Annotated in this window: 21 protein-coding genes; 7 read left to right on the top strand and 14 right to left on the bottom strand. The window is 59.4% G+C overall.

Annotated elements, in window-relative coordinates; translation table 11 throughout:
• Window positions 1–42: 42 nt before the first annotated feature.
• From IE111_RS07740 to IE111_RS07710, 7 genes are all read right to left on the bottom strand, one after another.
• Window positions 43–240 (bottom strand): hypothetical protein, encoded by a 198-nt coding sequence (locus IE111_RS07740; protein WP_229805279.1) that lies wholly within the window; start codon window positions 238–240, stop codon window positions 43–45.
• Between the two features lie 89 nt (window positions 241–329).
• The gene (locus IE111_RS07735; protein ID WP_189607974.1) at window positions 330–1,199 is read right to left on the bottom strand and encodes a hypothetical protein; all 870 of its coding nucleotides are present in this window, start codon (window positions 1,197–1,199) and stop codon (window positions 330–332) included.
• Window positions 1,200–1,435: 236 nt separating this feature from the next.
• Window positions 1,436–2,005 (bottom strand): PEP-CTERM sorting domain-containing protein, encoded by a 570-nt coding sequence (locus tag IE111_RS07730; RefSeq protein WP_189607973.1) that lies wholly within the window; start codon window positions 2,003–2,005, stop codon window positions 1,436–1,438.
• 153 nt (window positions 2,006–2,158) lie between these two features.
• Window positions 2,159–3,343: an AGE family epimerase/isomerase gene (locus IE111_RS07725; protein WP_189607972.1), complete on the bottom strand. Its 1,185-nt coding sequence runs from the start codon at window positions 3,341–3,343 to the stop codon at window positions 2,159–2,161.
• A gap of 94 nt (window positions 3,344–3,437) precedes the next feature.
• Window positions 3,438–4,382, bottom strand: a complete 945-nt coding sequence (locus IE111_RS07720) for a carbohydrate kinase family protein (protein WP_189607971.1) — start codon at window positions 4,380–4,382, stop codon at window positions 3,438–3,440.
• Window positions 4,379–5,428, bottom strand: a complete 1,050-nt coding sequence (locus tag IE111_RS07715) for a LacI family transcriptional regulator (RefSeq protein ID WP_189608112.1) — start codon at window positions 5,426–5,428, stop codon at window positions 4,379–4,381. Before IE111_RS07715 ends, IE111_RS07720 begins: the two co-directional genes overlap by 4 nt.
• A 40-nt stretch (window positions 5,429–5,468) precedes the next feature.
• Window positions 5,469–7,907 carry a glycoside hydrolase family 2 protein gene (locus IE111_RS07710; protein ID WP_189607970.1) on the bottom strand — a complete coding sequence of 813 codons (2,439 nt, stop codon included), beginning with the start codon at window positions 7,905–7,907 and terminating at the stop codon, window positions 5,469–5,471.
• A gap of 390 nt (window positions 7,908–8,297) precedes the next feature.
• On the opposite strand from IE111_RS07710, the gene IE111_RS07705 reads away from it, so the two are divergent.
• From IE111_RS07705 to trhA, 7 genes are all read left to right on the top strand, one after another.
• Window positions 8,298–9,560: an ABC transporter substrate-binding protein gene (locus IE111_RS07705; RefSeq protein WP_189607969.1), complete on the top strand. Its 1,263-nt coding sequence runs from the start codon at window positions 8,298–8,300 to the stop codon at window positions 9,558–9,560.
• A 91-nt stretch (window positions 9,561–9,651) separates the two neighbouring features.
• Window positions 9,652–10,575, top strand: a complete 924-nt coding sequence (locus IE111_RS07700; protein WP_189607968.1) for a carbohydrate ABC transporter permease — start codon at window positions 9,652–9,654, stop codon at window positions 10,573–10,575.
• Window positions 10,572–11,459: a carbohydrate ABC transporter permease gene (locus tag IE111_RS07695; RefSeq protein WP_189607967.1), complete on the top strand. Its 888-nt coding sequence runs from the start codon at window positions 10,572–10,574 to the stop codon at window positions 11,457–11,459. The genes IE111_RS07700 and IE111_RS07695 overlap by 4 nt, the downstream gene beginning before the upstream one ends.
• Before the next feature lie 4 nt (window positions 11,460–11,463).
• The gene (locus IE111_RS07690) at window positions 11,464–12,042 is read left to right on the top strand and encodes a DUF624 domain-containing protein (RefSeq protein ID WP_189607966.1); all 579 of its coding nucleotides are present in this window, start codon (window positions 11,464–11,466) and stop codon (window positions 12,040–12,042) included.
• Window positions 12,039–13,244: an AGE family epimerase/isomerase gene (locus IE111_RS07685; RefSeq protein ID WP_189607965.1), complete on the top strand. Its 1,206-nt coding sequence runs from the start codon at window positions 12,039–12,041 to the stop codon at window positions 13,242–13,244. Before IE111_RS07690 ends, IE111_RS07685 begins: the two co-directional genes overlap by 4 nt.
• A 78-nt stretch (window positions 13,245–13,322) precedes the next feature.
• Entirely contained in the window at window positions 13,323–16,001 is a 2,679-nt protein-coding gene (locus IE111_RS07680; RefSeq protein WP_189607964.1) for a glycosyl hydrolase, read from the top strand.
• 183 nt (window positions 16,002–16,184) lie between these two features.
• Window positions 16,185–16,829 (top strand): PAQR family membrane homeostasis protein TrhA, encoded by a 645-nt coding sequence (trhA, locus tag IE111_RS07675; RefSeq protein ID WP_189607963.1) that lies wholly within the window; start codon window positions 16,185–16,187, stop codon window positions 16,827–16,829.
• Here the strand turns inward: trhA and IE111_RS07670 are convergent.
• The 7 genes from IE111_RS07670 to IE111_RS07640 all read right to left on the bottom strand — a co-directional run bounded on the left by IE111_RS07670 (window position 16,814) and on the right by IE111_RS07640 (window position 23,556).
• Window positions 16,814–18,337: a response regulator gene (locus tag IE111_RS07670; protein ID WP_189607962.1), complete on the bottom strand. Its 1,524-nt coding sequence runs from the start codon at window positions 18,335–18,337 to the stop codon at window positions 16,814–16,816. The genes trhA and IE111_RS07670 overlap by 16 nt on opposite strands.
• A 1-nt stretch (window position 18,338) precedes the next feature.
• Window positions 18,339–19,466: an S-methyl thiohydantoin desulfurase family protein gene (locus IE111_RS07665; RefSeq protein WP_189607961.1), complete on the bottom strand. Its 1,128-nt coding sequence runs from the start codon at window positions 19,464–19,466 to the stop codon at window positions 18,339–18,341.
• A 199-nt stretch (window positions 19,467–19,665) separates the two neighbouring features.
• Window positions 19,666–19,854: a (2Fe-2S)-binding protein gene (locus IE111_RS07660; protein ID WP_189607960.1), complete on the bottom strand. Its 189-nt coding sequence runs from the start codon at window positions 19,852–19,854 to the stop codon at window positions 19,666–19,668.
• Window positions 19,855–19,982: 128 nt separating this feature from the next.
• Entirely contained in the window at window positions 19,983–20,855 is an 873-nt protein-coding gene (locus IE111_RS07655; protein ID WP_189607959.1) for a hypothetical protein, read from the bottom strand.
• A 59-nt stretch (window positions 20,856–20,914) separates the two neighbouring features.
• Window positions 20,915–21,169 (bottom strand): YdeI/OmpD-associated family protein, encoded by a 255-nt coding sequence (locus IE111_RS07650; protein ID WP_189607958.1) that lies wholly within the window; start codon window positions 21,167–21,169, stop codon window positions 20,915–20,917.
• 30 nt (window positions 21,170–21,199) lie between these two features.
• Window positions 21,200–23,332 (bottom strand): ferrous iron transport protein B, encoded by a 2,133-nt coding sequence (feoB, locus tag IE111_RS07645; RefSeq protein ID WP_189607957.1) that lies wholly within the window; start codon window positions 23,330–23,332, stop codon window positions 21,200–21,202.
• Complete coding sequence (locus tag IE111_RS07640; RefSeq protein WP_189607956.1) at window positions 23,329–23,556, bottom strand: FeoA family protein; 228 nt, start codon at window positions 23,554–23,556, stop codon at window positions 23,329–23,331. Before IE111_RS07640 ends, feoB begins: the two co-directional genes overlap by 4 nt.
• Window positions 23,557–23,758: the final 202 nt, after the last annotated feature.

The following is a 23,758-nucleotide window of genomic DNA, read 5'->3' as shown; positions in this document are numbered from 1 at the left end:
ATATTTATAGGCGGGTTATCGTCAAATTCATGACAATCTGGATCAGGATCCCTCGGTATCTTCCAAATTCGACTCGAGCAGTTGGTCTATATCGACCATCTCGATGGCACTTAAAGCCGCTTCCACGCAGCCCTCGCGGCACAGACCGCTCAGCTCAGCGTCTTCGAAGCCTTCCTGTGCGGCCTTCAGGCAGGCCTGTTTTATCTGATTGGCCAGAGACTCCAGATGTTGATTACTCACCGACCCTCTCCCATTTGAACCCCTCCGCCCAGGCTCACCAAATGAACTTGCCCGGGAGGAGGGAGTCGCACTAAAGCACTATCAGATGTTTAATAATAGTAGCTCATGTCACTCCAGGTGATCAGTTCCGCCTGTCCACCATTCAGACTGACCTCAACACCGTTAGAAACGACAGTGTAGGTGACTGTGGTGTTATCACCACCGGTAACGACTATGGTGCCGGTGTAGGGGTAGTCCGAGCCACGCTGCTTGATTGGTGAGGTGGTTTCTATATTAATAACTTTGTTATCAATCTCCGATGAGGATATGGACAGACCGAGCGAAGCGCTGGTTTCATCATTGGCCAGGGACATATCCATGTAACCGTGAATCGATTCACTCGTATCCAGAGATCCGTCACCGTAGTAGGATTTGGACGTGTAGTCATTGAATGTAATATTCAAAGACAGAGTGTCAAAACTGTTATAACCATCATATCCGCTCCAGGACATGGAAATGCTGATCAGGCCATCATCGAATGAGTAAGTGCTTTTGCATTGGTTGAAGTCCATTGATACCTTCATGGAACCACTGGATTGCATTTCACCGGTATTCTCATTGATACCACTGCCTGAAGCACTGTAGGTCACCGAACCGGAATCAAAACAGGCTTCGGTTTCTGACTCATTAAAGCGAGCTGCGATCTCGCGAGGCTGAAGCGCTCGGCTGATCTGGTCCTCACCCAATGACAAGGCCCGGCTCGTTGTATCATCCAGCTGATCAGTTGCATCTACATTTCCAGCATAGCTGTAGGCCACACTGTCTACAGAGTCCCGATTCGACTCTGTAATGATGAATGTCGGCGACTTAAGACTGACGCTGGAGCTACCACCGCCACCACCGCTTCCGCTGTCACTTGAGTTGCAGCCTACCAGTGCCAATGAGGCAACTAGTGCTATTCCGGTTGTCATTGTTTTCATTGTCATTTCCTTCTATTAACGAGGAGTACTACTTTCTCGGTACTTCTCCTGTTGCGGACTGATATAACCGAATCGGCATCTTAAAGCTTACCTATCGCCGAATCCATGGTAAAAGCGGACATAATCGACACCTATCACACCCTTCGGCACATTAAAAAGCCCGCATAAGCGGGCTGAGTCAACCGGTCAAATCCGGTAAAGAGATTACTTCTGTTGATCGTAACAGTGCGGTGATATCAGGCTTTCAGGGTTTTGCGGCGTCGGGACAAATAGAGACCACCCAGCCCCAAACCCAGCAACAGCAGCGTGGTCGGCTCGGGGACCGGAACGTAATCTATTGTGAGTACAGACTTGTCGACGTAAAAATCGCCAAACCAGGATTCGACAGTGACGTTGAACTGACCATCCTCAAGATACGCCACATCCAGGCCGTAACCGTAGTCGTTGGTATCCACCTCACCAAAATCCCAAGTACCGTCCTCGGCATATCCACTACCCAGCTCATAAGAGAAGGGGTTATACCAATAGTCGGTTTCGTCATCGACCAAATAAATGGTCAAAGTGCCACTGACCAGATAATCGGCGGGAGGGTCGAAGTCGTATTGATGCATCCAGCTGACATAGTCGGTCATTCCATCGAGTTTATTGACATCGCCCCAGCCATGATCAACATAATCTTCCGCCGCATTGGTACCGCTTGCGGTGAAGTAGGTCGTATCTTCCATCGTTATGAGTGACGCATGACCGGCGACCGCAAAACTGACCAAACCACCCGCCAACAGCACGGATTTCCATAGCTTGCGCATTTTTTGCCTCCTTATTCGAGAAAAATGCAATCCGATGTCCGAGACATCGTCCAACCGGTCAGCAATTAGTAGGCCACTTCTTTAACTGATTGATTTTAAAAAGAATCACCTTTGGCAACCGTGTCCGCTGTAAAACCGACCAACATTCATTCGCTAGAGGCTATCGATTCCCTGCACCCGCAACACCTCAAGACATGCGCCCAGGGTGTGGTAGTCGCACTTGGCGCCGGCGGCACTTTTCTCGTTCGAGACCTTACGGTTGTCGCGGTACAGCACGCGGTACCAGGCACCGTACTGGTGGTCGACGAAATGGTCCCAGCTGTACTGCCAGAGGTCGTCGTAGCGCTGCCAATATCGGTTGTCTTCGGTAGCCTGCCGCAACAGGGCGGCGGCGGCGAAGCTCTCGGCCTGAACCCAGAAGTACTTCTCATCGTCGCACCAGTGGCCCTGCGGATCGAAACCGTAAACCAGCCCTCTATGTTCTGTGTCCCAGGCCGCGTCCCAGGCCCGGTCGAACAGGCGCCGGGCGCGATCGATATGGGTGTCTTGCGGGTCGTGCCGGTGCAGCATCAGCAGCAACTTGGTCCACTCGGTCTGGTGGCCGGGTTGGAAGCCCCAGGGGCGGTAGAGGTTTTTAGGATCGCTCTTGTTGTAGTCCCAGTCGATGCCGAAGTCGGGAGTGAAGTGTTCCCAGATCAGTCCATCGGTCAGGTCGGCCTGGCGCACGGCGATGTTGTGGGCCAGCACTTTGGCGCGTTCGAGGTATTTGGCGTCTCCACTGGCTTCGAACGCCGCGATCATCGCTTCGCACAGGTGCATGTTGGCGTTCTGGCCGCGGTAGGGGCTGAGTGTGCCGTCGGCACTCAGCTCATCGGCATACAGGCCGTGATCAGGCTGCCAGAAGCGTTGTTCGAGCAGGTTGTAGGTGCGCTCAAGATCGCTGTTATCGTTCAGAATTCCAGCCTTGCGGCAGGCGGCGTAAGCGAGCAGCACGAAGGCGTAGCCGTAGGCTTGTTGGGTCAGGTCTTCCGGTTCGTGATCGCGCAGGGTCCAGGCATACAGTTGATGGTCGTCGCGCCAGTGCACACGCTCCAGATAGTCCAGGCCGTGGCGGGCGTTGTTCAGGTAGTCGTCACGATTGAAAAAACGCCCGGCCATGGCGTAGTTGAAGATCATCCGGGTGCTGCTGACCAGTTGCCGGAAACCGGGGTCGAACCGTTCGCCGTTGTCGAGGTAGTTCTGGTAGAAACCGCCGCTGGGATCCACGACGATGGGGTCGTAGAAGCCCAGGATCTGGCGCATGTGATTGATGAGGAAATCGGGGTCTCGGAAGTTCATGGTTGGGTTCCTGTTTGTGGATTGACCCTCTCCGAAGTGTCGGACCACCCGCCCTCCCCAGCGGGAGAGGGCTAGGGAGGGGGAAAACACTCAGTTAAAAGGGCCAATCGCGCTCAACATCCTGCCACTCCGGCAACGAAGGCAATGCACCGGCCCGGCTGACGGCGACACCGCCACAGGCAGCCGCAAAACGTGTAGCGGCGGCCAGATCGTCGTCGCTCATTTTCGCCAGGTCGCGGCCGTTCAGCGCCTGCAGCAGACCGCCAGTAAAGGCGTCGCCCCCGGCGGTGGTGTCGACGACCTGAACCTTGGGCGGTTCCACGGTATGCTCACCCTGGCGAGTGACAATGCGGATGGCACCGCCACCATCGGTGACCCAGACGGCGCTGACGGTTTCGAGCCAGTCGGTCAGCGCGAAACCGTTCTCCTCGATCCAGTCCGCTTCCTCGCGCGAAACCTTGACAATATCGGCCAGCTTCAGGAATCGCTGGATGGCGCCGGCGTCGACCTGATGATCCGGCCAGAGGTTGTGGCGCAGGTTGACGTCGAAGCTGATCACCGCACCGGCCGCGCGCGCCTTGGCGATGGCGGCCTTGGTGGTGGCAGCGATGTCGGCGTCGGTCAGGGTGTTGGAGCAGAAGTGGAACAGGCCGGCGTTTTCGAAGGCGCCGTCCGGCAGATCCTGTTCGGTCATCAGCACGTCGGCGGACTGGTGGCGCAGGAATTCGAAACTGCGCTCGCCGGTGTCATCCAGGAAGACGAACGCCAACGGTGTGTGCGCGGTTTTATGGACGGTCAGATACCGCATATCGACCCGCATGGCTTCCATTGATGCTTTCAGGAAGCGGCCGAAGCGGTCGTCTCCGACCTGGCCCAGGAAACTCGCCGGGCCACCCAGGCGACCGACGGCGGCGGCGACATTGGCCGGGGCGCCACCGGGGTACTGGCGGAATTCGGGCAACTGGAAACCGCCCTCTTCGGCCGTGTTGAAGTTCAGAAAATCGATCAGCAGTTCGCCGAAACACACAATGGATTTCATGAGGTTCGATCCGTTCGGTTAATGAATTCAGCGGTCTCAATGACCTGTAATTGTTCCACCGGTTTACGGTGTTCCATGGCGTCGAGCAGCAGTTGGCACAGCTTCCGGCCCACATGGTGCAGGTCCTGATGGAAGCCGCTTATTGGTATTCGAAAATAGTCGGGCAGTGGCGAGGTTTCCATGGTCACAACGTCGCAATCCTCGCCCACGCGCACGCCGGCATCGTGCAGCCCGGCCATGATGCCCATGGCGGAAATCTCGGTGCCGCAGACATAGCCGTCCGGTGTCCAGTCACCTTCGGCGAGCGACCGGGACAAGGCGCGGTAGTCGACGGCGTTACCCTCGATGACAATTTGCCGCTCCTCGTCGAACTCGAGACCGGCCTCCATCAGCGCCCGTTTGAAGCCCACCTGACGGTGCCAGCTGTAGAGGAACTCCCTCGGCGGTGTCAGCATCATCAACCGGCGGCGGCCACGGTCTATCATGAATTGGGCCGCCCGATGGGTGAAATCGGCGTTGTCGATGTCGTAATAGGGATGCTGAATCGCCAATTCCGTGCGCCCGAAAGTGACAAACGGCACGCCCTCGGCGTTCAGGTACTTGACCCGTTCGTCTTCGCTGCGGGTGATGTTCAGGATCAATCCGTCCGCCAGACCGTGTTCGACCACGTATTTCACCGGTTCCAGGTCGTCCTGCTCGGGCCGACGCGGGATGATGGTCAAATGATAGGGGGTATTCGCGAGCGCGGCGGTCAACCCTTCGATCAATGGCAGGGTACCGACGTCGCCGACAATCTCACCCGGCTTGATGACCGGCATGATCAGGGCGATGACGTAGGTCTTGCCCGTTTTCAGGCCGATGCCCGAGGTGTTTGGCCGGTACCCCAGCTTCGCTGCCGCCTCTTTAACGCGCGCGATGGTCTCCGGCTTGACCTCCTCGCCGTCTTTCAGGGCCCGTGAGACGGTGGTGACCGACAGGTCCAGATGATCCGCCAGGGTTTTCAATGTCGCACGGGGCCGTACGGCCAGCCCGCCACCTTTCGCCATCGTCAACAAGACTCCTATTGGCCCCTGTTCCGGTACCGGTTCAGGAGCGATAACTGCGCACCAGGTGATCGACCCTCGGGTCGATCCGATCCGGACGATCGCCGTGCCAGCGCAGGCGTCGGTTCCGGCCGGGCAAGAGAGTAACACTGTTGTCGCTCCAATGCCCGGCACCCGGCGCCCCCAGGGTGACAAAATGGGCCGGTCGGTCGGTGGCGAGTTCGACATACTGGCCCCGGTCGTCTTCGCCGACATCGGCCGTGACCACGGCCAGAGGCAGCTCCAGGTGTTTCCACAGATCGAAATAGGCCGTGGCCTCACAGTCGTAGGTCGTCCCGGCCGCACTGGCACGAGCCGTCACCCAGCCGAATTCGCCGGCCGGTTGTTCGGAACGGACCTCGTCGATGGTCAGGCTGGCGCCCGCCGGAACCGTCAACTGTATGCGCCGGCTCTGACGCGTTTCGCCATCAAACCCGATCAGAAACCACTCGCCCTCCAACTCGACCGCTTCGGGCCGATCGTTGACCACAACCAGCCGCTGTTCGGGCCCCTGCCCGATCCAGAACGTCTGTACAGGCTGGTAGAAACGCCGGGCGTGGTAGTGCATCTGCTTCCAGCCACCGGCGTACTCCAGACTGCTCCACGAAGCCACCGGCCAGTTGTCGTTCAACTGCCAGTATAGGGTGCCCATGCAATGCGGTCGCAGACTGCGCCAGTATTCGATGGCCGTTTTCATGGCCACCGCCTGCTGCACCTGACTCAGGTAGAGGAACTGATCGAACCCGACCGGGAACCGGAAGTAGCGGGTGAACATCTCGACGATCTTGGAGTTGCCCGCCGGGTTTTTCTGATGCACCTCCATCACCGGGCTGGTGACGTTGCGATCCATCGGTTCGGTAAACCGCTCGACCAGCTCCAGCGACGGAAACGACTGGTAACCGAATTCGGAACAGAATCGCGGTTGCACACCATAATACGCCGAGAACGATTGGCCCGAATGCCAGACGTCCCAGTAGTGCATGTCGCCCTTGTTGTCGTCGTGCCAGGCGTCGCCGAAATCCAGTTCGCCGTTACAGGGCGAGCTGGGCCAGAACCGTCGCGTCGGGTCGGCCTCGGCAACGCCCTCGTCCAGCACCCGGTTTAACCGATCGTAGTTAACCAAATATTTCTCGCGGTTATTGCGCGAGATCTCGTACCAGTTGATGGCGCCGATCACTTCGTTGTCGCCGCACCAGAGCGCCAGACAGCCGTAAGCCTGCAAGCGGCGGACCTGCCAGTCGATCTCCGGCTTGACGTCCTCGATGAATGCGGGCGTGCTGGGATACAGCGAACAGGCGAACATCAGATCCTGCCAGACCAGCAGACCCAGGCGTTCGCACGTCTCATAGAAGGCATCGTGCTCGTAGAAACCGCCGCCCCAGACCCGGATCATGTTCATGTTGGCGGCGACCGCATCGCCGAGCAGTTTCTTGTAACGTTCGCGCGTGTGCCGGGCCGGAAAAGCGTCAGCCGGAATCCAGTTGGCGCCCTTGGCAAATATATCGACGCCATTGACGACAACGCACATGCGGTTGCCGGCTTCATCGGCACTGAGGTCCCAATGCAACGAGCGCAGACCAATATCCCGCTCCCAGCGCTGACCCTCCAGATGAGCGCTCAAACGGTACAGCGGCTGATCGCCGTAGCCAGCGGGCCACCACAGCCGGGGGTTGTCCACCACCACGTCGACCGTCTTCCGCCGTTGGCCCGGCGCCAACCGGCACTCGACCGGGGTGGCATCGGTCAACTTGACGGTGACGACTTCCTCCTCGTCCGCAGGGCCATGGGTATCCACCGTGACCGCCAATCGCGCCCGACCCGGTTCGTGGAACTGTTCGACACGCACTGTCTCCAGCAGACGACCGGCGTGGAACGTCAACACCGGGGGTACATAGACTCCGGCGGATAACAAGCAGATCCCCCAGTCCCAGCCCGCGTCGCACTGGGTCTTGCGCACCAGGTTCATGTGCGGAATCTGGTTGTTGGACTCGCTGTAGGGAATCGGGAAGGGTTGTTCGGCCGCCCGCTTTCGACCCAGGGCGGCGTTGTCGTGCAGGGTGACGGTTAACCGGTTGCGGCCCGGCTTCAGGACCGACCGCACATCCAGATAAAAACGCCGGAAGAAGTTGGCCAGGGTCCCGACCTCCTCTCCATTCACCGCAACGGTGGCATGGGTATCCACGAAATCCATCGTCAAGGTGGCATTACCGGTGTTCAAATCGGCCTCGGACACCTCGAATTCGGTTTCGAGTTGCCAGGTACGTTCGTGGACCCATTGGACGGCGTCTTCGTTGTCGCGGTGAAACGGGTCCGGAATACAGTCGTTGTCCAACAGGATCCGGTGAACATCGAGCGGCAGGGAGGCGGTGTAATAAAGCCCGGGTTCGGTCGGGTCGGACAGGGTCCACTGCCCGTCCAGAGGCAGGCTGCGTGATCGTGACATGAGGCACTCCAGTCGAGTCGGGATAGCGATAGTCTAGTCATGATACGCATACACAGCCAAAAATAACAACGTTACGATTTCTTTGCCATGCATCAGACTCATGGCCATTCGACAATCAACTCCCTTGGAATCGACTCAGTCCGGCTGATTGAATAATCTAAAATAACCTTCTATTTCAATAGCTTAACCAAACTTCCAGTGATTATCCCTTCGGCCAAGCCTAATTTTCATTGACAGCCCAAAATTCGTAACGTTACGATTATGGCGATGTCGAACGCGAACTGACGCTGCCCTGTTGCTAAAATTCGTAACGTTACGAATTCAAGGGATCGTGACACGGCTCGGTTTTGACACCCTGAAAGATGCCAAACAACAAAAAGAGGAATCATCATGAACCGCACGACCGCCCTGGCGGCGACCCTGATCACAGGCGCCACACTCTCCACGCCTGTCCTGGCCGGCACTCCGGCCTGGCAAAACGACGACGTATCCGGTGACATTACCTTCTACACCAATCGGACCGATCTGATCGAACAAGGCCACTACGACCGCTGGGAAGAGGCGTTCAAGGCGAAATATCCGGGCGTGACCGAGGTCGAGGTCATCGGTCTGACCGATTACCAGGGCCAGTTGCAGCCCCGGATGCAAAGCCGGGACTTCGGCGATGTGGTCATGATTCTGGATTCCATTCCGCGCGACCAGTACAGCTATTTCTTCGAATCGCTGAACGATCTGGGCCTGGCCGGCGAGATCTACTTCGAAGACCGCTGGTCGGTTAACGGGCAGGACTATGGCTATACCCAGGGCGTATCCGCCGAGGGTCTGGTCTATCACAAGCCAACACTGGAAAAAGCCGGTGTCGACGTGCCGATCGAGACCGTGGACGAATTACATGAGGCGGCGCGCAAGATCAAAGCCACCGGTTCGGTGCCGCTGGCCATCAACATGGGTGCGGGCTGGCCAATGCAACAGTGGGACAAACTGGCCGGTCTGATGGCGGGCGACTACGGACATTTCAACGACATGCTCGACATCGAAGCCCCCTATGCCGAGGGCCAACCCAACCGCGAAGCCATTGAATTCCTGAAGGTCTTTTTCGAGAACGGCTGGACCGAGGGCGATTACGTATCCAACAACTGGGAAGAGTCCAAGGGCAAGCTGGCCAACGGCGACTTCGCCATGTGGTTCTTTGGCAACTGGTCCATCCCACAGGTCGGCACCTACAACGATAACTGGCAGGAAGAGATCGGTTTTATGCCGATCCCGGTCGACAACTCCGGTCAGCCCAAGGCCCTGCTTTCTCACGACTGGGGCTACGGCGTCAGCGCCTTCTCGGACAACAAGACCACAGCCAAGGCCTGGGTCCGCTTCCTGATCGCCGAGTCCGACTTCGCCCACACCGCCGGGTTCATACCGCCGATGATGGACGACGAGGCCAGCATGCCGCAGTTGGCCGAAATCATGTCCTATGAGCCGGACATCATCGAAGTCGAGGCCACCTCGTCTCAGTTCACCGAAGTAGCGAACCGGGCGCGCCTCGACATCTTTACCGGCACCTACATCCGCGACCTCTTGCTCGCCGACAATTTCGATAAGGAGATTGACCGCATCAACCGTCGCTGGGAAAACGCCGTACGTCGCGTCACCCAATGATCATCGATGGCGACCCCACCCGAGTGGGGTCGCCGTTCGACGACCATCGTCCTTCTCTGGCCACTGTCCGCTATCATTCGAGGTTGCCATCATGACCGCCCTCAACCACAGTGCCCCTGCGCCTGTGAACGCCGAACGGCGCACGCTGAGCGATCTGGCTCAACGTCGTATCATCATCGTCTGTTTTCTGGTTCTCCCTGTCGGGTTGCTGACCGTCTTCTCCTTTTACCCGGCGGCCCGCCTGGTCTACCTCAGCTTTATGGACTGGGACGGATTCTCACCCGTCATGGACTTTGTCGGTTTCGCCAACTATGTGGAAATTCTCTACTGGGATCCCGAATTGCTGGCACCGTTGCTGAACAGTTTTTACTACTTCTTTGGCTCGCTGATTCAATTGGGTCTGGCTCTCTGGTTCGCGATCATCCTGAATCAGAAATTGCCGGGCGGTGATCTGTTCAAGGTTTTGCTGTTCTTGCCTTTCGTGTTGAATCAGGTGGCGTCCGCCTTCGTATTTCGCGTATTTTTTCAGGTCGATGGCGGTCTCGATTCGTTTCTCAGTCTGATCGGTCTGGACGCCTTGAGCCAACCCTGGCTGATGGACAAGGACGTCGTTCCCTGGTCGCTGGTAGGCGCCTCGGTCTGGCGCTATCTCGGCTTCAATCTGGTGGTGTTCTACGGCGCCCTGCAGTCGATTCCCAGCGACCTCTACGAAGCGGCCACCATCGACGGCGCCAATGAGTGGCAAAAGTTTCGCTTCATCACACTGCCGGCCATCAAGCTGATGATCATGTTGCAGGCCTTGCTGGCGTTGGTCGGATCCCTGGAGGTATTCGAGATACCGTTGCTGATCACCGGTGGCGCCAACGGCACCAAGACGTTTGTCATGGCCACGGTCGAACAGGCTTTCCAATTCCAGAGTTACGGCATTGCCTCGGCCATGGCGGTTCTGCTGTTGATCATGGTGTTTGCTTTTCTGCTGGTGCAACGCACGGTCAGTCAGGAGAAAGCATTATGAGCCGGTCAAATCGAACCCTGTCGCAACGGCTGGACAAATGGCGGCAACAACAGACGCCAATCAGCCTGTTCTGGTTCCTGTTCAAATACGCCACTTTGTTGGTGGGTGCGGCGGCGGTCTTGGTACCGCCCTATGCCGTCGTCGTCAGCTCGTTCAAAACACTGGAGGAATACCAGGCTTCTGGAGCCATGACCGCACCGGATAACTGGCTTCATTTCGATAACTACGTGACGGTGTTTCAACAGGGTAATCTGGGGCTGGCGTTTCTCAACACCGGTCTGATCCTGGCGGCGACACTGGTGATCGTCGCTATCATGGGCACCATGGTGGCCTATGTGGTGTCGCGATTCGAGTTTCGCGGCCGCTCCCTGATTCTGTTCGCCTACATCATCGCCATGGTCGTGCCATACGTTACAACCCAGGTGGCGACCTTCGAGATCATTCGCGGGCTGGGTCTGATCAACAACAAGCTCTCGGTCATCCTGCTGTATTCGGGTGTGGATGTGGTCACGATCTATATCTATCTGCAGTTCGTGCGCAACATTCCAATCGAACTGGACGAAGCCGCCATCATGGAAGGCGCCGGCTATTTCACCATTTATCGCAAACTGATTTTCCCGCTGCTGTGGCCGGCGACCGCAACCGTGATCATTCTGAATTCGATCATGGTCTACAACGATTTCTATTTGCCGTTTCTGTACCTGACGGACGAAAGCCAGCGCACAGTGTCGACGGTGCTGTATGGATTCACCAATCTGTTCGGCACCAACTACGCCGAAATTTCAGCCGGCATCGTGATGATCATTATTCCCTCGCTGATCCTGTTTTTCGTCATGCAACGGCAGATCTTCAGCGGCATCACCCACGGCTCGGTCAAGGGGTAAAGTCATGCACTGGGCGCAACACCCCCTGTACGAGGCCCTTGTCTGGCTGGTCCGGTTAACCGGCTACCAGTTGCTGTTCTGGCTCGCGGTCGTTGCTGGGCTGGGCGTATTCAGTCTCGTTCCGGCCCTGGCGTTATTGATTCTGCGCCTGCGGGACGTTCAGACCGGACGTGTCGAACCACTGCGCCCCTGGTTGATCCGCACCGCGCGACGCTGGTATTGGCCGGCACAGCGCATCGGCTTGATCTGGCTCGCGATTGCGACCCTGTTGCTGGCCGATCGTCAGCTCACCATTCGCTACAACTGGGGCGCTGTACAGGCGGCCACCACTTTTGCTCTGCTGATCTGGATAGCCGTATTGCCGGTCTGGCTGAGCCGGCGTTTCAGTGAACCCAGCGCCGTCAGGGCGTTGCTCAGCATTCCCGAGCGGCCCGGTTCCCTGTTGTTGGTTCTACCCTGCCTGTGCCTGGCGCCGGTTATGTGGCTCTTACATCCCCTGGCCGCGTTCTATGGCCTTCTTTCATTTCCCCTGGCGCTCTGGGTTCGACTGACCCGATCGCTGTATAAGGAGTCTCTTTCGTGACTGTAGCGTTTCATACATGCGACAAGCAGCGCCTCAAGAACCTGTCGGTCGAGCTGACGGACGAGTTACACCGGAACATTCTCGAACCCTGGCTCGCGATGATCGATACCGACGCCGGCGGTTTCTTTTGCCACCAGGACCAGGATGGCGAGATTGCGCGAGAGGCTGATAAAAGCACCCTGCTGCACGCCCGCATTCTCTACAGCTTCGCACGCGCCTACCGGGTGACCGGGGTGGACCGGTACCGCCAGGCAGCGGAACACGCCCATCGCTGGCTGGTGGACCGGGCCATCCAGGATGACCGGGTCGTCTGGGCCACCGATCGCAGCGGCCGGATCACCGATGACCTGAACCACATGTACAACCAGGGCTTCGTGATCTATGCCCTGGCGGCCTGGGCCCGGGCCAGTGGGGATGATTCGGCGCGCGATCAGGCGGTCCACTTGTGGCGGGCCGTGGAGCGTCACGCCTGGGACGCCACCAACGGCGGCTACCTGGAAGCCTTCGATGCCGGATGGCGATCAACTGCCAACGACCGGTTGTGCGATACCGAAGACGGCATCCTGACCGCCAAAAGCATGAACACCCACCTGCATTTGCTGGAAGCCTGGACCGAACTCTACCGAATCGCCCCGCACCCCGATCTGGTCCGCAGCATGGAACACCTCCTCGATCAGCTCACCGGTCCGCTCTACGACGCGGGCGAACACCGCTTCCATCTGTTTGCCCAGAGCGACTGGACGGTCCATTCGTCGAGTCGCTCCTTCGGGCACGACATCGAGGGCAGTTGGCTGCTGTGGGAAGCCGCCCGCCTGTTATCCCCATCCGTGCAATCCCGCGTCAAACCCGTGGTGATGGCGATGTGCGACTCCGTGCTGACCGGCCTCGAATCCTCCGGTCCACTGTGGAACGAACGTCGGGCGGATGGGAGCCCGGACAAGACCCGCACCTGGTGGGTGCAGGCGGAAGCCATCGTCGGCTTCGTCAATGCTTTTGAACTGAGTGGCGAATCCGCCTGGCTCGATCGGGCCGAGTCGGTCTGGGCCTATATCCAACGCCATCAGCGCGACCCCTTGGGCGACTGGTACTGGGCCGTGTCGCCGGACAATCGACCGGACCGGAGCCACGAGCGCATGGGCCCCTGGAAGTGCCCTTATCACAACAGCCGTCTCTGTCTGGAAGTTCTCGAACGCATCGGATAATCCTGCGATTCACAGGGACACGCTGACACACCCAAAAATCGTAACGTTACGATTAAAACAACAAGAGGATAACCCCCCATGAAACACCCGCTGATATGGACCGCCGCCGCCCTGCTGTGCGGTTGCCAGGCCACCTCCGAACCCCGCGATGACGACGGCGATGGCTCCGGTGCCGAACCCACCGACCCCGACACCACCCTGATACTGGTCGATGACCAGGCAAGCCTTGAGACTCGTGCCCTGTTCCGTTACCTGCGCGATGACACTGCGGATTCCGTGCTCTTCGGTCACCAGCATGAGACGACGCAGGGGCTGACCATCGACCGCACCGTCGGCACCCAATCGGATACCTTCAATTCCGTTGGGGATTTCGCCGCCGTCTACGGCTGGGACACCCTGTCTATCGTCGATCCCAAATCGGAAGGGGACATCACCGCCCAGGCCAGGCTGGCGTACGAGCGCGGCGGCATCCTCACCGTCAGCACCCATTTCGACAATCCGGTCACCGTCGATAAACGCGATATCGAACCCTGGCCGGCCGGCACCTCCTGGGACACCACGCCCGGTGTGGCCGCCGCATTGCCGGGCGGCTCAAAGCACGACGTCTATCGGGATTTCCTGGATCAGATGGCCGACTGGGCCAACACCCTGACCGACGATGACGGCCGGCCTATTCCGGTCATTTTCCGGGTGCTGCACGAAAACACCGGCAGTTGGTTCTGGTGGGGCGCCGCTCAATCCACACCCTCGCAATACAAGAACCTGTACCGGTTCACCGTCGAATACCTGCGCGACATCAAGGGAGTTCACAACCTGCTCTACGCCTACTCGCCCGACGCCATTCCCGGCGGGGACGAAGAGACCTATCTGGAGCGCTACCCCGGCGACGCCTGGGTGGATGTGATCGCCTTCGATGCTTACGGACCGGCCGAGAACAACGCTGCCTGGTTCGATACTGTCGTGACGAATGCCGCCCTGGTCTCCCGACTGGCCGAGGAACGCGGCAAGATTCCGGCCATCGCCGAGATCGGCATCGGCGCCGGTGACGTCGAAGCCGGCAAAACCGACAGTGATTGGTACCAAACCCTGTTGAACGCGTTGAAGAACGACCCGGACGCGCGCAAGGTGGCGTATCTGCTGGTGTGGCGAAACGCACCCGACGGCGTCGATGGCGGCAAACCGCACTACTGGGTGCCCACCGATACCCAGCGGGATATCGACAACGGTACCCTGGCCGATTTCCAGGCCTTCCACGCGGATGATTTCACCCAATTCAACGGCGATCTGGACAACGTCTATTCCGATCCGGGCGAGGCCGAACCCAATACGCCCGTGGTGTATCTTATGAACCCCGTGGATCTGGCCAAGGCCCGCGACACCCTGACCATCCGGGCCCGCATCACCCTCGACGATGTCGATTCAGCCACCTTCACGCTGGGTGACGACCGCATCGATTTAACCGCGCCCACCGATGGGCTCTATTACACCGGCACCATCGATATCAGTCTCTGGCCTGAAGACGAGGTCTTCACCAGCGAGCTGACTGTTCATTACCGCGGAACCTCCGAATCCCGAACCGCACGCATCATCGTCGACAACGAACCGAATGCGACCATACCCGGCCGGGTGGATAACTTCGAAGGCTATTACGGGCTCGATGAATTCCTGCAGCAGCGTTACACCAGCGCCGGTGACGGTGTGACCCCGTCACTGACGCAGGCCCCGGATCTACTGGAATCCGGCGACTACGGACTCGCCTACCATTACCGAATCGGCTCCCAGGGCTACACCGGCCTGAACCGGTCCCTGGCGCAACTCGACTGGCGTGCGTTCAATACGCTGGAATTCTGGATCAACCCGGATGCCACAGGACAACGCCTGGTGGTACAGATCAATGCCTCCGGTCGGACCTGGGAGGCCTACTACATCCTCGGGTACAACACCTCCAACCTGACCCTCGAAGACGTGAACAGCCGCGGCGATGCCACACCGATTCCGGAACTGACCGGCCCACAACGCGTCAGCATTCCATTTGGCGACTTACTGCAAGCGCCCTGGGATAATCCGGCCGGCACTTTCAATCCGTCCGAGATCAACAGCTTTTCCGTCTACGTCAACGCGGTCGGCGATACCGACACCGACAGCAGGCTATACATCGACAACGTCGAAGCCGTCCACCGCGACGGCAACGGCGACTACAGCGACGCCGAACCGCCAGGGACCGATACCGGGCCTTTCAGTCTCGACCAGGATTTCACCACGGACACAACCGAGGCCTGGTCAATCCAGACCTGGGGCGGCAGCGTCACTGCGACCAAAGGCCACAACGCCGGTAACGAGAGTCTGGTCCTGTCGCCGACCTGGGGCAACGCCACCGACGACAAACTGGCACTGAGCCACTCGCTGAGCGAAGGAGTCGACCTGACCGGGCTGACACTGACGGTCGAGTTGTACCTACCCGCCGCCTACATCGACGACGGCCAACTCGGCCTGAAACTGTTCATGCAGGACAGCGACTGGACCTACGCCAGTTTCGGCTGGATCGGCAGCGGCGAACTGACCGCCGGCTGGAACACCCTGACTGTCGACGACATCCGGGAAGCCGATCTCGACAGTGCACCGGCCGACTTCGACCTGACCTCGGTGCAGCACCTCGGCCTGGAATTCATCGGCAACGGAAAAAGCACCGATATCGGCGGCGACATCGAACTCGGCCGCTATCGCCTGGCGCCGACCGATGAGGCCCAGTTGCACTGATCGGGCTTCTACCATCGCACCCTTCCTTTAGTAGCGGTGCGATGGCGCCATCCCCAGGGAAAGATCGATGCTTCCGAACCGGCTATTCATGCACCCAATTCCAAAATGACCAATGATTCATTGAAGTTACACAGAAATAGCTCAAGCTAAGGGAGGATTATTCGAGAATTGAGCCCCGTTACCATGTCAACATCAATGCCGACCTACTCACTGGTCGAGGAATGGGCGAACAGCCTGACTCACGGCATCGGCGCCTTGCTGTCGGTCGCCGGTCTGGCCGTCCTGGTCGCCTTCGCGAGCGTCCAGGGCGACCCCTGGAAAATCGTCAGCACCGCCATCTTCGGCACCACCCTGTTTATGCTGTACAGCGCCTCCACGCTGTATCACGCCATTCAACACCCCAAGGCGCGGGCAGCGCTTCGGTTGTTCGACCACATCTCGATTCTGTTCCTGATCGCCGGGACCTACACGCCCTTCACCCTGGTGACCCTGAACGGGCCCTGGGGCTGGAGCCTGTTCGGCGTGGTCTGGGGGCTGACCGTGCTCGGAACCATCGTTCACCTGACGCAGTTGCGGCGTTTTCACTCGGTCATGGTCGGGTTGTATCTGGTGATGGGCTGGTCGATCGTCGCGGCATTCGCCCCTTTGAGAGAGGCGCTGCCTTCCACGGGCCTGGGCCTGTTGGTTGCCGGGGGCTTGTCCTACAGCCTCGGAGTGGTGTTTTACGCCTGGAAACGCATCCCTTTCAACCACGCGATCTGGCATCTGTTCGTGCTGACGGGCAGCGTACTGCACTTCTTCGCGGTGCTGTTTTACGTGGTTCTGTGATCGAGCACTGACCGGATCGAGGCTTTCAGTGTCTCGACCCGCACCGGCTTGGCGATGAACCCGTCCATGCCGGCCTGCAGACACTCCTTGCGCTCTTCTTCGATCACGGCGGCCGTCAGCGCGATGATCGGCACGCGATTGCCCTCGTCCCGCAATTGCCGGGTCGCGGTTATGCCGTCCATCTCCGGCATATTGATGTCCATCAACACCAGATCGAACGGTCTCGCGTGCAGGCGTTCGATCGCCTCGAGTCCCGTCTTGACCATTTCGACCTCGGCTTCCAGGAACTGCACCATGCGCCGGATGATGATCTGGTTAGCGGGGTTGTCCTCGGCGACCAGAATACGCAACCCGGTCGGCAGGTCCGGTGCCGGGGCTTCGCCGCTGTCGCTCACACTGCTGACGGTGCGCACCGGCACGTGAACGCTGACGCGGGTGCCCTCGCCCTGCTGGCTGTCGATGTGGAAGCGCCCGTCCATCAGCTCCGCCAGCGACTTACACACCGACAGTCCGATGCCGGACCCTTCGTGACCGCGATTGCGTTCCGGGCTGATCTGATAAAACGGAACGCCGATATTGCCCAGTTTGTCGGCCGGTATGCCGATGCCCTCGTCGCTGACGGTGAACGCCAGTATGCCGCTCCCGGCCGTCCTGGGTTCGAAGGTCACCTGCAGTTTAACCTGGCCTTGATCGGTGAACTTGATGGCGTTGGCCAACAGGTTGGACAGAATCTGGCGAATGCGGGCGGCGTCGGCGATCACTTGGCCAGGCAGTGTGTCGTCCACGTCGCAGACATAGTCGAGGCCTTTCTCCTCGGCCTGGGGCTGAAGCAGGATAAAGGAATCGCGCACCGGTTCACGCGGGTCGCAAGGCGCGAGATCGATGTCGAGCCGGTTGTTCTCGATCTTCGACAGATCGAGGATATCCGCGGTCAGGCGCTCCATGGCCGCTGCCGAGCGTTCGATCAGATCCAGATGTTCGAGCAGTTCCGCCTCCCGATGGCGAGCCCGCAGCAGGGAAATCGTGCCGACGATGCCGTTCAACGGCGTGCGCAGTTCGTGGCTCATGTTGGCCAGGAAGAGGTTCTTGGCCCGGTTGGCCGACTCGGCCTCCTCTTTGGCGTGGGCCAGCACGGCTTCGGCTTCTTTCAGGTCATCGATGTTGCGCGACGAACCGAGTATGTATCGCTTACCTTCATGCTGAATCGGCACCAGCATGGTATGGAAATAATGGGTGGTACCATCCGGAACGGTGCCGGCTTCTTCGTAGTAGATCGGCCGGTCTTCGCTCAGGCATTCACGGTAGTGACCCAGTTGCTCGGTCGGGTCCGGCAACAGATCGGTCAGTTTCTTGCCCTGGAGGTCTTCGCTGGGCACGCCGACCGCTTTTTCCAGAACCGGGTTGATGCTGTGGATCAGGAAGTCATCCCCGTCCACCTCGATCAGGAACATAGTGTCCTTGGTGTTCTGCCACATTCCCTTGAAGAACAGGTGTTCAATCACGTCCATGTCAGTCGTCGTTCCAATGCGAAAGGGGTCGATAGGGACCGGGATAGCCCATGGGCCTCAAGGCGGTCCGATACGCCGATACGATAACGGGTTTACGTAAGGCTGGCAGTGCCTCGAGCCCGATCAGGTGAACGCGCTTGTCCTTGTGCCCCAGGTAGTCGTCGAGATTGGCGTTGGTAAAGGCGTGGCCGTCTTCGGACACATAACACAAACTGTCCGGGCCGATGCCCAACGGATGCGGCAGGTCGTCTCGCCAGGCCATCATGTTCTCGTTCAGGGCATAGATCGTGAGACCGGCTTCGCCATCGGCCTTCATGCGAATCTGGGTAATGTCGAACCCCTGGGCGGTGTGGCTGTCGACCTGGTCGATGAAGCCGGAGTACAGACAGTGCATGCGGTCGCCGAATAAAGCTTGCAGGGCGTTGAGCGGGTCCGTACCGGCCGCCCGTGCCTGTTTGAGCAAGGCGCCCACCTCAATGGCCTGACGCACCGACCCTTGCACGGCCACTTCGCCCAGCCGGCCCGCCTGACAGGGCCAGGTGGCGAAGGCCCCGCTGGAACCGAAACTGGCTTCGCTGACGATGCCCCGGGTCAGCGCATCCGCCTGTTCCGGTGTATGCACGGTCAGGTTCGCGGTCACCTGGTTGTCCGCGGTGTCGGTCTCATTCCCCAGCAAATAGGGCTGGACCGGCGCGGCTTCATTGAACGTGCTCATCGCCAGGGTGGCCATGGCCCGGCCGGCGCCATCGCCGTCGAGTACCGGCTTGCCCAACTGGGCGGCGGCGATCATCGGGATCAAACTGTTCATCGGCCCGGTTTCGCCCGGAATTAACAGATCCAGAGAGCGTCCGAGGGCTTGTTCCAAAGACTGGACCATGCGTCGGGGTGCCACGGTAAACGGCGCTTCGACGGCGGCTGCGGCATTCGGGGAACCGATACCGGCGACGGAGGCCACCCAGGCATCCGGGGCCACCTCGGTCCAATCCACGAGCTCGGGCACGAGGCCTTGTTGTTTCATGGTTGCCAGGAGTGTGCGGGCCAGGGACACCGGACCGCCGCCGCCACTGCCGAGAAAGGCGGCACCTTCGATGAGGTTATCGAGATCGTCAAAATTCAGTGCAGTCGGCATCCTTTTCTCCCGGTTGAATAGACTGGGCGCACGCGTTCACGACGGCTCCGGGTTCTTCGCCCGAAGGAGAAGAATCAATCGTGAATGACGGCTCCTGTCAGTGTAGGCGAAGATGCGGCGGGCGACAGAAAATTTTGGATGGGCTTCGAGAGGGAAAGCGAGAGCGACACCGTCGGGCGACGGTGTCGAAAAGTTGTCGTCAGGCGGCGGAAAACTCGGCCGTGGCCGCCATTTCGTAGTCTTTAAGCAGTTTCTTGCAGGACTGACCGCAACTGCCGCAATCGGTCGCAACACCCAGTTCGCGACGGATATCGGCGTAATCGGCCCCGTCGATGGCTTTGGCTTCGATTTCGCGGTCGGTGACCCCTTTACACACACAAACGTACATAGCGGCTATCACGGTCATAGTCAGAACGTAACACCAACTATAATGCGAATTGTTTTCATTGACAAGTGGTGTAAAGACGCAAAGCGTAGTCTTTTGTATCCGGGGCGGGCCCCGGTGTCACGATTCCGTCAGAACACGACACCCAGCCGCAGGGTGATCGGAATGCCGGTATGCACCCGGGTGATGTCGTTGTTGAAACCGGCCTGGGTTCGGTCTCCGGCCAGGCGCACGGTCGGCGTCGCGACCAGCTCCGTCATCACCGGACCGTAATGGGATTGCAACGACAGCGGCATAACCAGGCTGAAAAAACCGATGCTGTCCGATGCTATTTCTTCATCTCCATCGATCAGAGGATTGGCGTAATCCCACAACATCAGACCGGAACCGAGGCCCGCCCCGGTTGAGAGGCTGACATGCTCCGTCACCGGATAGCGCATATTGAGACTCAGTTCCCAGGCGATCAGCCAGGGATCGTCCAGGCTCTGGGCGTTCTCACCCTCGAACGAGACCGGCAGGACATAAGCGCTGGCATTGACCGAGTTCGACAGGCCCAGCCCCGCCACGCCGAGTTCCCAGCCCCAGCCGGTGGTGTACTTGGACCAGCGGGTCGTGTCCGGCGCCCGTCGGCCGGCCCAGAGGTAGCCCTGGTCCCAGTCGGAACCGGACCAATCCGGTCCGACACGATTGTGCGTGCGGATGGAAACCTCGGCTGTGGATTCGCCGAGATCATCGTGGTAACCAAAGGTTTCGGACGAGGTGGTTTCCGACTGATAGTCTTCGTCGCCACCCTCGAAGACGAATGACCCGAAAAAACCACTGTCTTCGTGGTCGTTATCGGGGTTCGACCAACTGTTGATATCGTCGATGCGACGGTCGTCAGGATCCTCGGATTCGGCCATCGCCGCGACTTCCGAGACGGGAGCGTCCCGGTAAACCTCGGGTGTGGATACACAGCCGGCCAGCAGGCCCAGCGCGAGCAGAACAGGAGTCGGGGAATTCATCGAGGCATGCGTCCTTACAGCCATGCGTGGCGGAAAACGCCCATGATATCCCAAGCCGGTCATTCCGTCTTGCGCGACGCGGGATGCGCCATCTTCATATAAACACCGCCGCGTTCGAGCTCGTCCAACATCTGTCGCAGCCGCTTCTCACGCGTCTCGGGCCGTTTGGCGCGGGTGATCCAGCCGATGTAGTCGTTTTGCTGATAGTCGGGACGAGCCCGGTAGTCGTCCATCAACGCCCTGGATTCAAGCACCAGCCGGATGTCGTCCGGCATCGGATGGCGGGGTCGTTTCAGGTTGGAGGTCGGGGTCATGGGACGCCTCCGTCTTTTCCATCATCTCATTCACAGTTGCACCAGCGGAATACGCTCAGCCGCTCCGATGGCCGGGCGCCCAAACCACCGCAAGATCCGGAACGCCAACACAAGCACCAGCAGCATGGCCGCCACCCAAAGGATAGACGAAAGCGGATGGGCCATCAGCGTGCCCACCTGGTACAGCATCACCGATACGGAGTACGCCAGAATGGAACTCCAGGCGATCACCACCGCCCCCCAGCGCCGGCCGGATTCGCGCATCAGGGCACCCATGGTGGCCACGCACGGAGTATAAAGCAGGATCAACACCAGGTAGCAGAAGGCGGCGAACGGGGTGACGAACAGGGCGTGCATCGTCTCCAGGGTAGCCGTACGCACACCCTGCTCCTCGGCGGCCGCATCCAGCGAGCCGTAGTCCGCCACGCCTATGCCCAGGGGGTCGGTCAGGCTGTCCGCCAGGGCCAGGCTGTTGTCCCGGACACTGGCGAAGGCGGCTTCGGTTTCCGTCCACAGCGACAGCGGTTCGCCGTCCGACTCGGTCGCGCCGGCGACATCGGCGTAGAGGGCGTCGAGCGTGCCGACCACGGCCTCTTTGGCGAATATTCCGGTGATGATGCCGACCGTGGCCGGCCAGTTGTCTTCCTGAACGCCCAGCGGCGCCAACAACGGCGTAGCCTGGCGACTCAAGGCACTGAGCATGGAATTCCGGCGGTTCTCGTTGCCGAAACTGCCGTCGGTACCCCAGGAATTGAGGAACGACAGCACCACCACGACCGTGACGATGGTCTTGCCGGCCCGCAGACAAAAGGCCCGCAACCGATGCCAGGTCGCAATCAACAGGTTTTGCAGGATCGGGCGATGGTAGGCCGGGAATTCCATGATCGAGGAACTGAGCGTTTCCCGCGGAAACGCTTTGCGGAACAGCCAGCCGGTGAACACGGCCATGGCGATCCCGAACAGGTAGAGCGTAAAGACCACATTCTGCCCCTGATCCGGGAAGAAGGCGGCCGCAAACAGGGCAAACACTGTCAAACGGGCTCCACAGGACATAAACAGCACCATCGCAACGGTCACCATCCGGTCCGATTCGCGGTTCAGCGACCGCGCCGCCATCACCGAGGGGACATTACAGCCGAAGCCGACGATCAACGGCACAAACGCCCGACCCGGCAATCCGATTGCCCGCATCAGCCGATCGACCACAAAGGCGGCGCGTGCCATATAGCCGGACCCTTCCAGAACAGACAACCCCAGATACAAAAAGGCGATGACCGGGATGAAGGTCCCCACCAGTTGGATGCCACCGCCCAGACCGTCGGACAGCAAGACGATCACGGCTTCCGGCACCGGCAATGTCGACAACAGGGTTCGGGTTCCATCGACCAGCCAGGCGCCGAGCAGAATGTCGAAGAAGTCGATGAACACGGCGCCGACGTTGATTGCGAACGTAAACAGCAGGTACATCATCATCAGAAAGATCGGCAGCCCGAGTACGGGATTCAGGACCACCCGATCAACCCGGTCGGTCAGGGTTCGGTGAGTCTCGTCCTGACGCACAGCGCCCCCGACCCAGCGCCGGATATCATCCAGCCGGGACGCCAGTCGGTGTTCCAGCGGCTGTGACGGTTCCGGGGCGGGCGCTGGACGTGATACGGCATCCATCAAACGGCTCTTGACCGCCTCGGCGCTATCTTGCTCGGTCGCGACCAGGCCGATCACCGGTAAACCCAGTTGATCCGACAGACGGTCCAGATCGACATCGACCCGATGCCGCCGTGCCACATCCAGCATGTTCACCACCACCAGAACCGGAATACCCAGGTCCCGTAACTGGTGGGTCAACAGCAATTGCCGGTCCAGTGAAGTGGCATCCAGGATATTGATGACCACATCCACCGGGCTCTGGGTCAGAAAGTTCAGGGCAATGGATTCATCGAGGCCGTACTGAGCCTGTTCCAGTGAGTACAGACCGGGCAAGTCGACCAATTCGACCGACTGACCGGAGGGTTGTTCGAAATAACCCACTTTGCGTTCAACCGTGACGCCCGGCCAGTTCCCGACCTTCTGACGGGCGCCGGTCAGGGTGTTGAACAGCGTTGTCTTGCCGCAATTGGGGTTGCCGATCAGGGCCACGGTCAGCGGAGTTGCTGTCCCGCTCATCGCGTCTCCTCCACTCGAATGTTTTCCGCTTCGGTTAGGCGAATGCTGAGCAAGGTCGAACCGGCCTTGACCTGCAGCGGGCACCCCAACGGCGCCACACGCAGCACCTGAATAGCGGCACCGGGAACCAGACCCATGGACAGAAAGCGGGAGATATCCGACACCTCGGGGCTGAATCCGATCAGGGTCGCCGATCGAGCCTTGGGAAGATCGTTCAGGGTCATTGGCAGGTCTCTTGGTTATCGAAGTGACCGGGATCTTAATTGAGACCGATTATCAATCAATGGCGATATCTAACAGGCTTGATGCAGATCAAGCGGACTGTAGATTCAGGCGTCCCTACCGACCTGGAGGGATTGACGCTGACGTAAACGCCTGGCGTTGTATCCGAAACCGCTTTGTTGCCCACCAAGAGGTTTCACATTC

The organism is Saccharospirillum salsuginis, from assembly GCF_014651855.1.
GTDB classification, from domain to species: Bacteria; Pseudomonadota; Gammaproteobacteria; order Pseudomonadales; family Natronospirillaceae; genus Saccharospirillum; species Saccharospirillum salsuginis.
Note: the sequence above shows the minus strand (reverse complement) of the source record. Positions and strands in the feature narration are given on the sequence as shown.

Coding starts and splice junctions, on each gene's coding strand:
- IE111_RS07735 (WP_189607974.1), bottom strand. CDS start 1,199: ATGAAAACAATGACAACCGGAATAGCACTAGTTGCCTCATTGGCACTG.
- IE111_RS07730 (WP_189607973.1), bottom strand. CDS start 2,005: ATGCGCAAGCTATGGAAATCCGTGCTGTTGGCGGGTGGTTTGGTCAGT.
- IE111_RS07725 (WP_189607972.1), bottom strand. CDS start 3,343: ATGAACTTCCGAGACCCCGATTTCCTCATCAATCACATGCGCCAGATC.
- IE111_RS07720 (WP_189607971.1), bottom strand. CDS start 4,382: ATGAAATCCATTGTGTGTTTCGGCGAACTGCTGATCGATTTTCTGAAC.
- IE111_RS07715 (WP_189608112.1), bottom strand. CDS start 5,428: ATGGCGAAAGGTGGCGGGCTGGCCGTACGGCCCCGTGCGACATTGAAA.
- IE111_RS07710 (WP_189607970.1), bottom strand. CDS start 7,907: ATGTCACGATCACGCAGCCTGCCTCTGGACGGGCAGTGGACCCTGTCC.
- IE111_RS07705 (WP_189607969.1), top strand. CDS start 8,298: ATGAACCGCACGACCGCCCTGGCGGCGACCCTGATCACAGGCGCCACA.
- IE111_RS07700 (WP_189607968.1), top strand. CDS start 9,652: ATGACCGCCCTCAACCACAGTGCCCCTGCGCCTGTGAACGCCGAACGG.
- IE111_RS07695 (WP_189607967.1), top strand. CDS start 10,572: ATGAGCCGGTCAAATCGAACCCTGTCGCAACGGCTGGACAAATGGCGG.
- IE111_RS07690 (WP_189607966.1), top strand. CDS start 11,464: ATGCACTGGGCGCAACACCCCCTGTACGAGGCCCTTGTCTGGCTGGTC.
- IE111_RS07680 (WP_189607964.1), top strand. CDS start 13,323: ATGAAACACCCGCTGATATGGACCGCCGCCGCCCTGCTGTGCGGTTGC.
- trhA (WP_189607963.1), top strand. CDS start 16,185: ATGTCAACATCAATGCCGACCTACTCACTGGTCGAGGAATGGGCGAAC.
- IE111_RS07670 (WP_189607962.1), bottom strand. CDS start 18,337: ATGGACGTGATTGAACACCTGTTCTTCAAGGGAATGTGGCAGAACACC.
- IE111_RS07665 (WP_189607961.1), bottom strand. CDS start 19,466: ATGCCGACTGCACTGAATTTTGACGATCTCGATAACCTCATCGAAGGT.
- IE111_RS07660 (WP_189607960.1), bottom strand. CDS start 19,854: ATGTACGTTTGTGTGTGTAAAGGGGTCACCGACCGCGAAATCGAAGCC.
- IE111_RS07655 (WP_189607959.1), bottom strand. CDS start 20,855: ATGAATTCCCCGACTCCTGTTCTGCTCGCGCTGGGCCTGCTGGCCGGC.
- IE111_RS07650 (WP_189607958.1), bottom strand. CDS start 21,169: ATGACCCCGACCTCCAACCTGAAACGACCCCGCCATCCGATGCCGGAC.
- feoB (WP_189607957.1), bottom strand. CDS start 23,332: ATGAGCGGGACAGCAACTCCGCTGACCGTGGCCCTGATCGGCAACCCC.
- IE111_RS07640 (WP_189607956.1), bottom strand. CDS start 23,556: ATGACCCTGAACGATCTTCCCAAGGCTCGATCGGCGACCCTGATCGGA.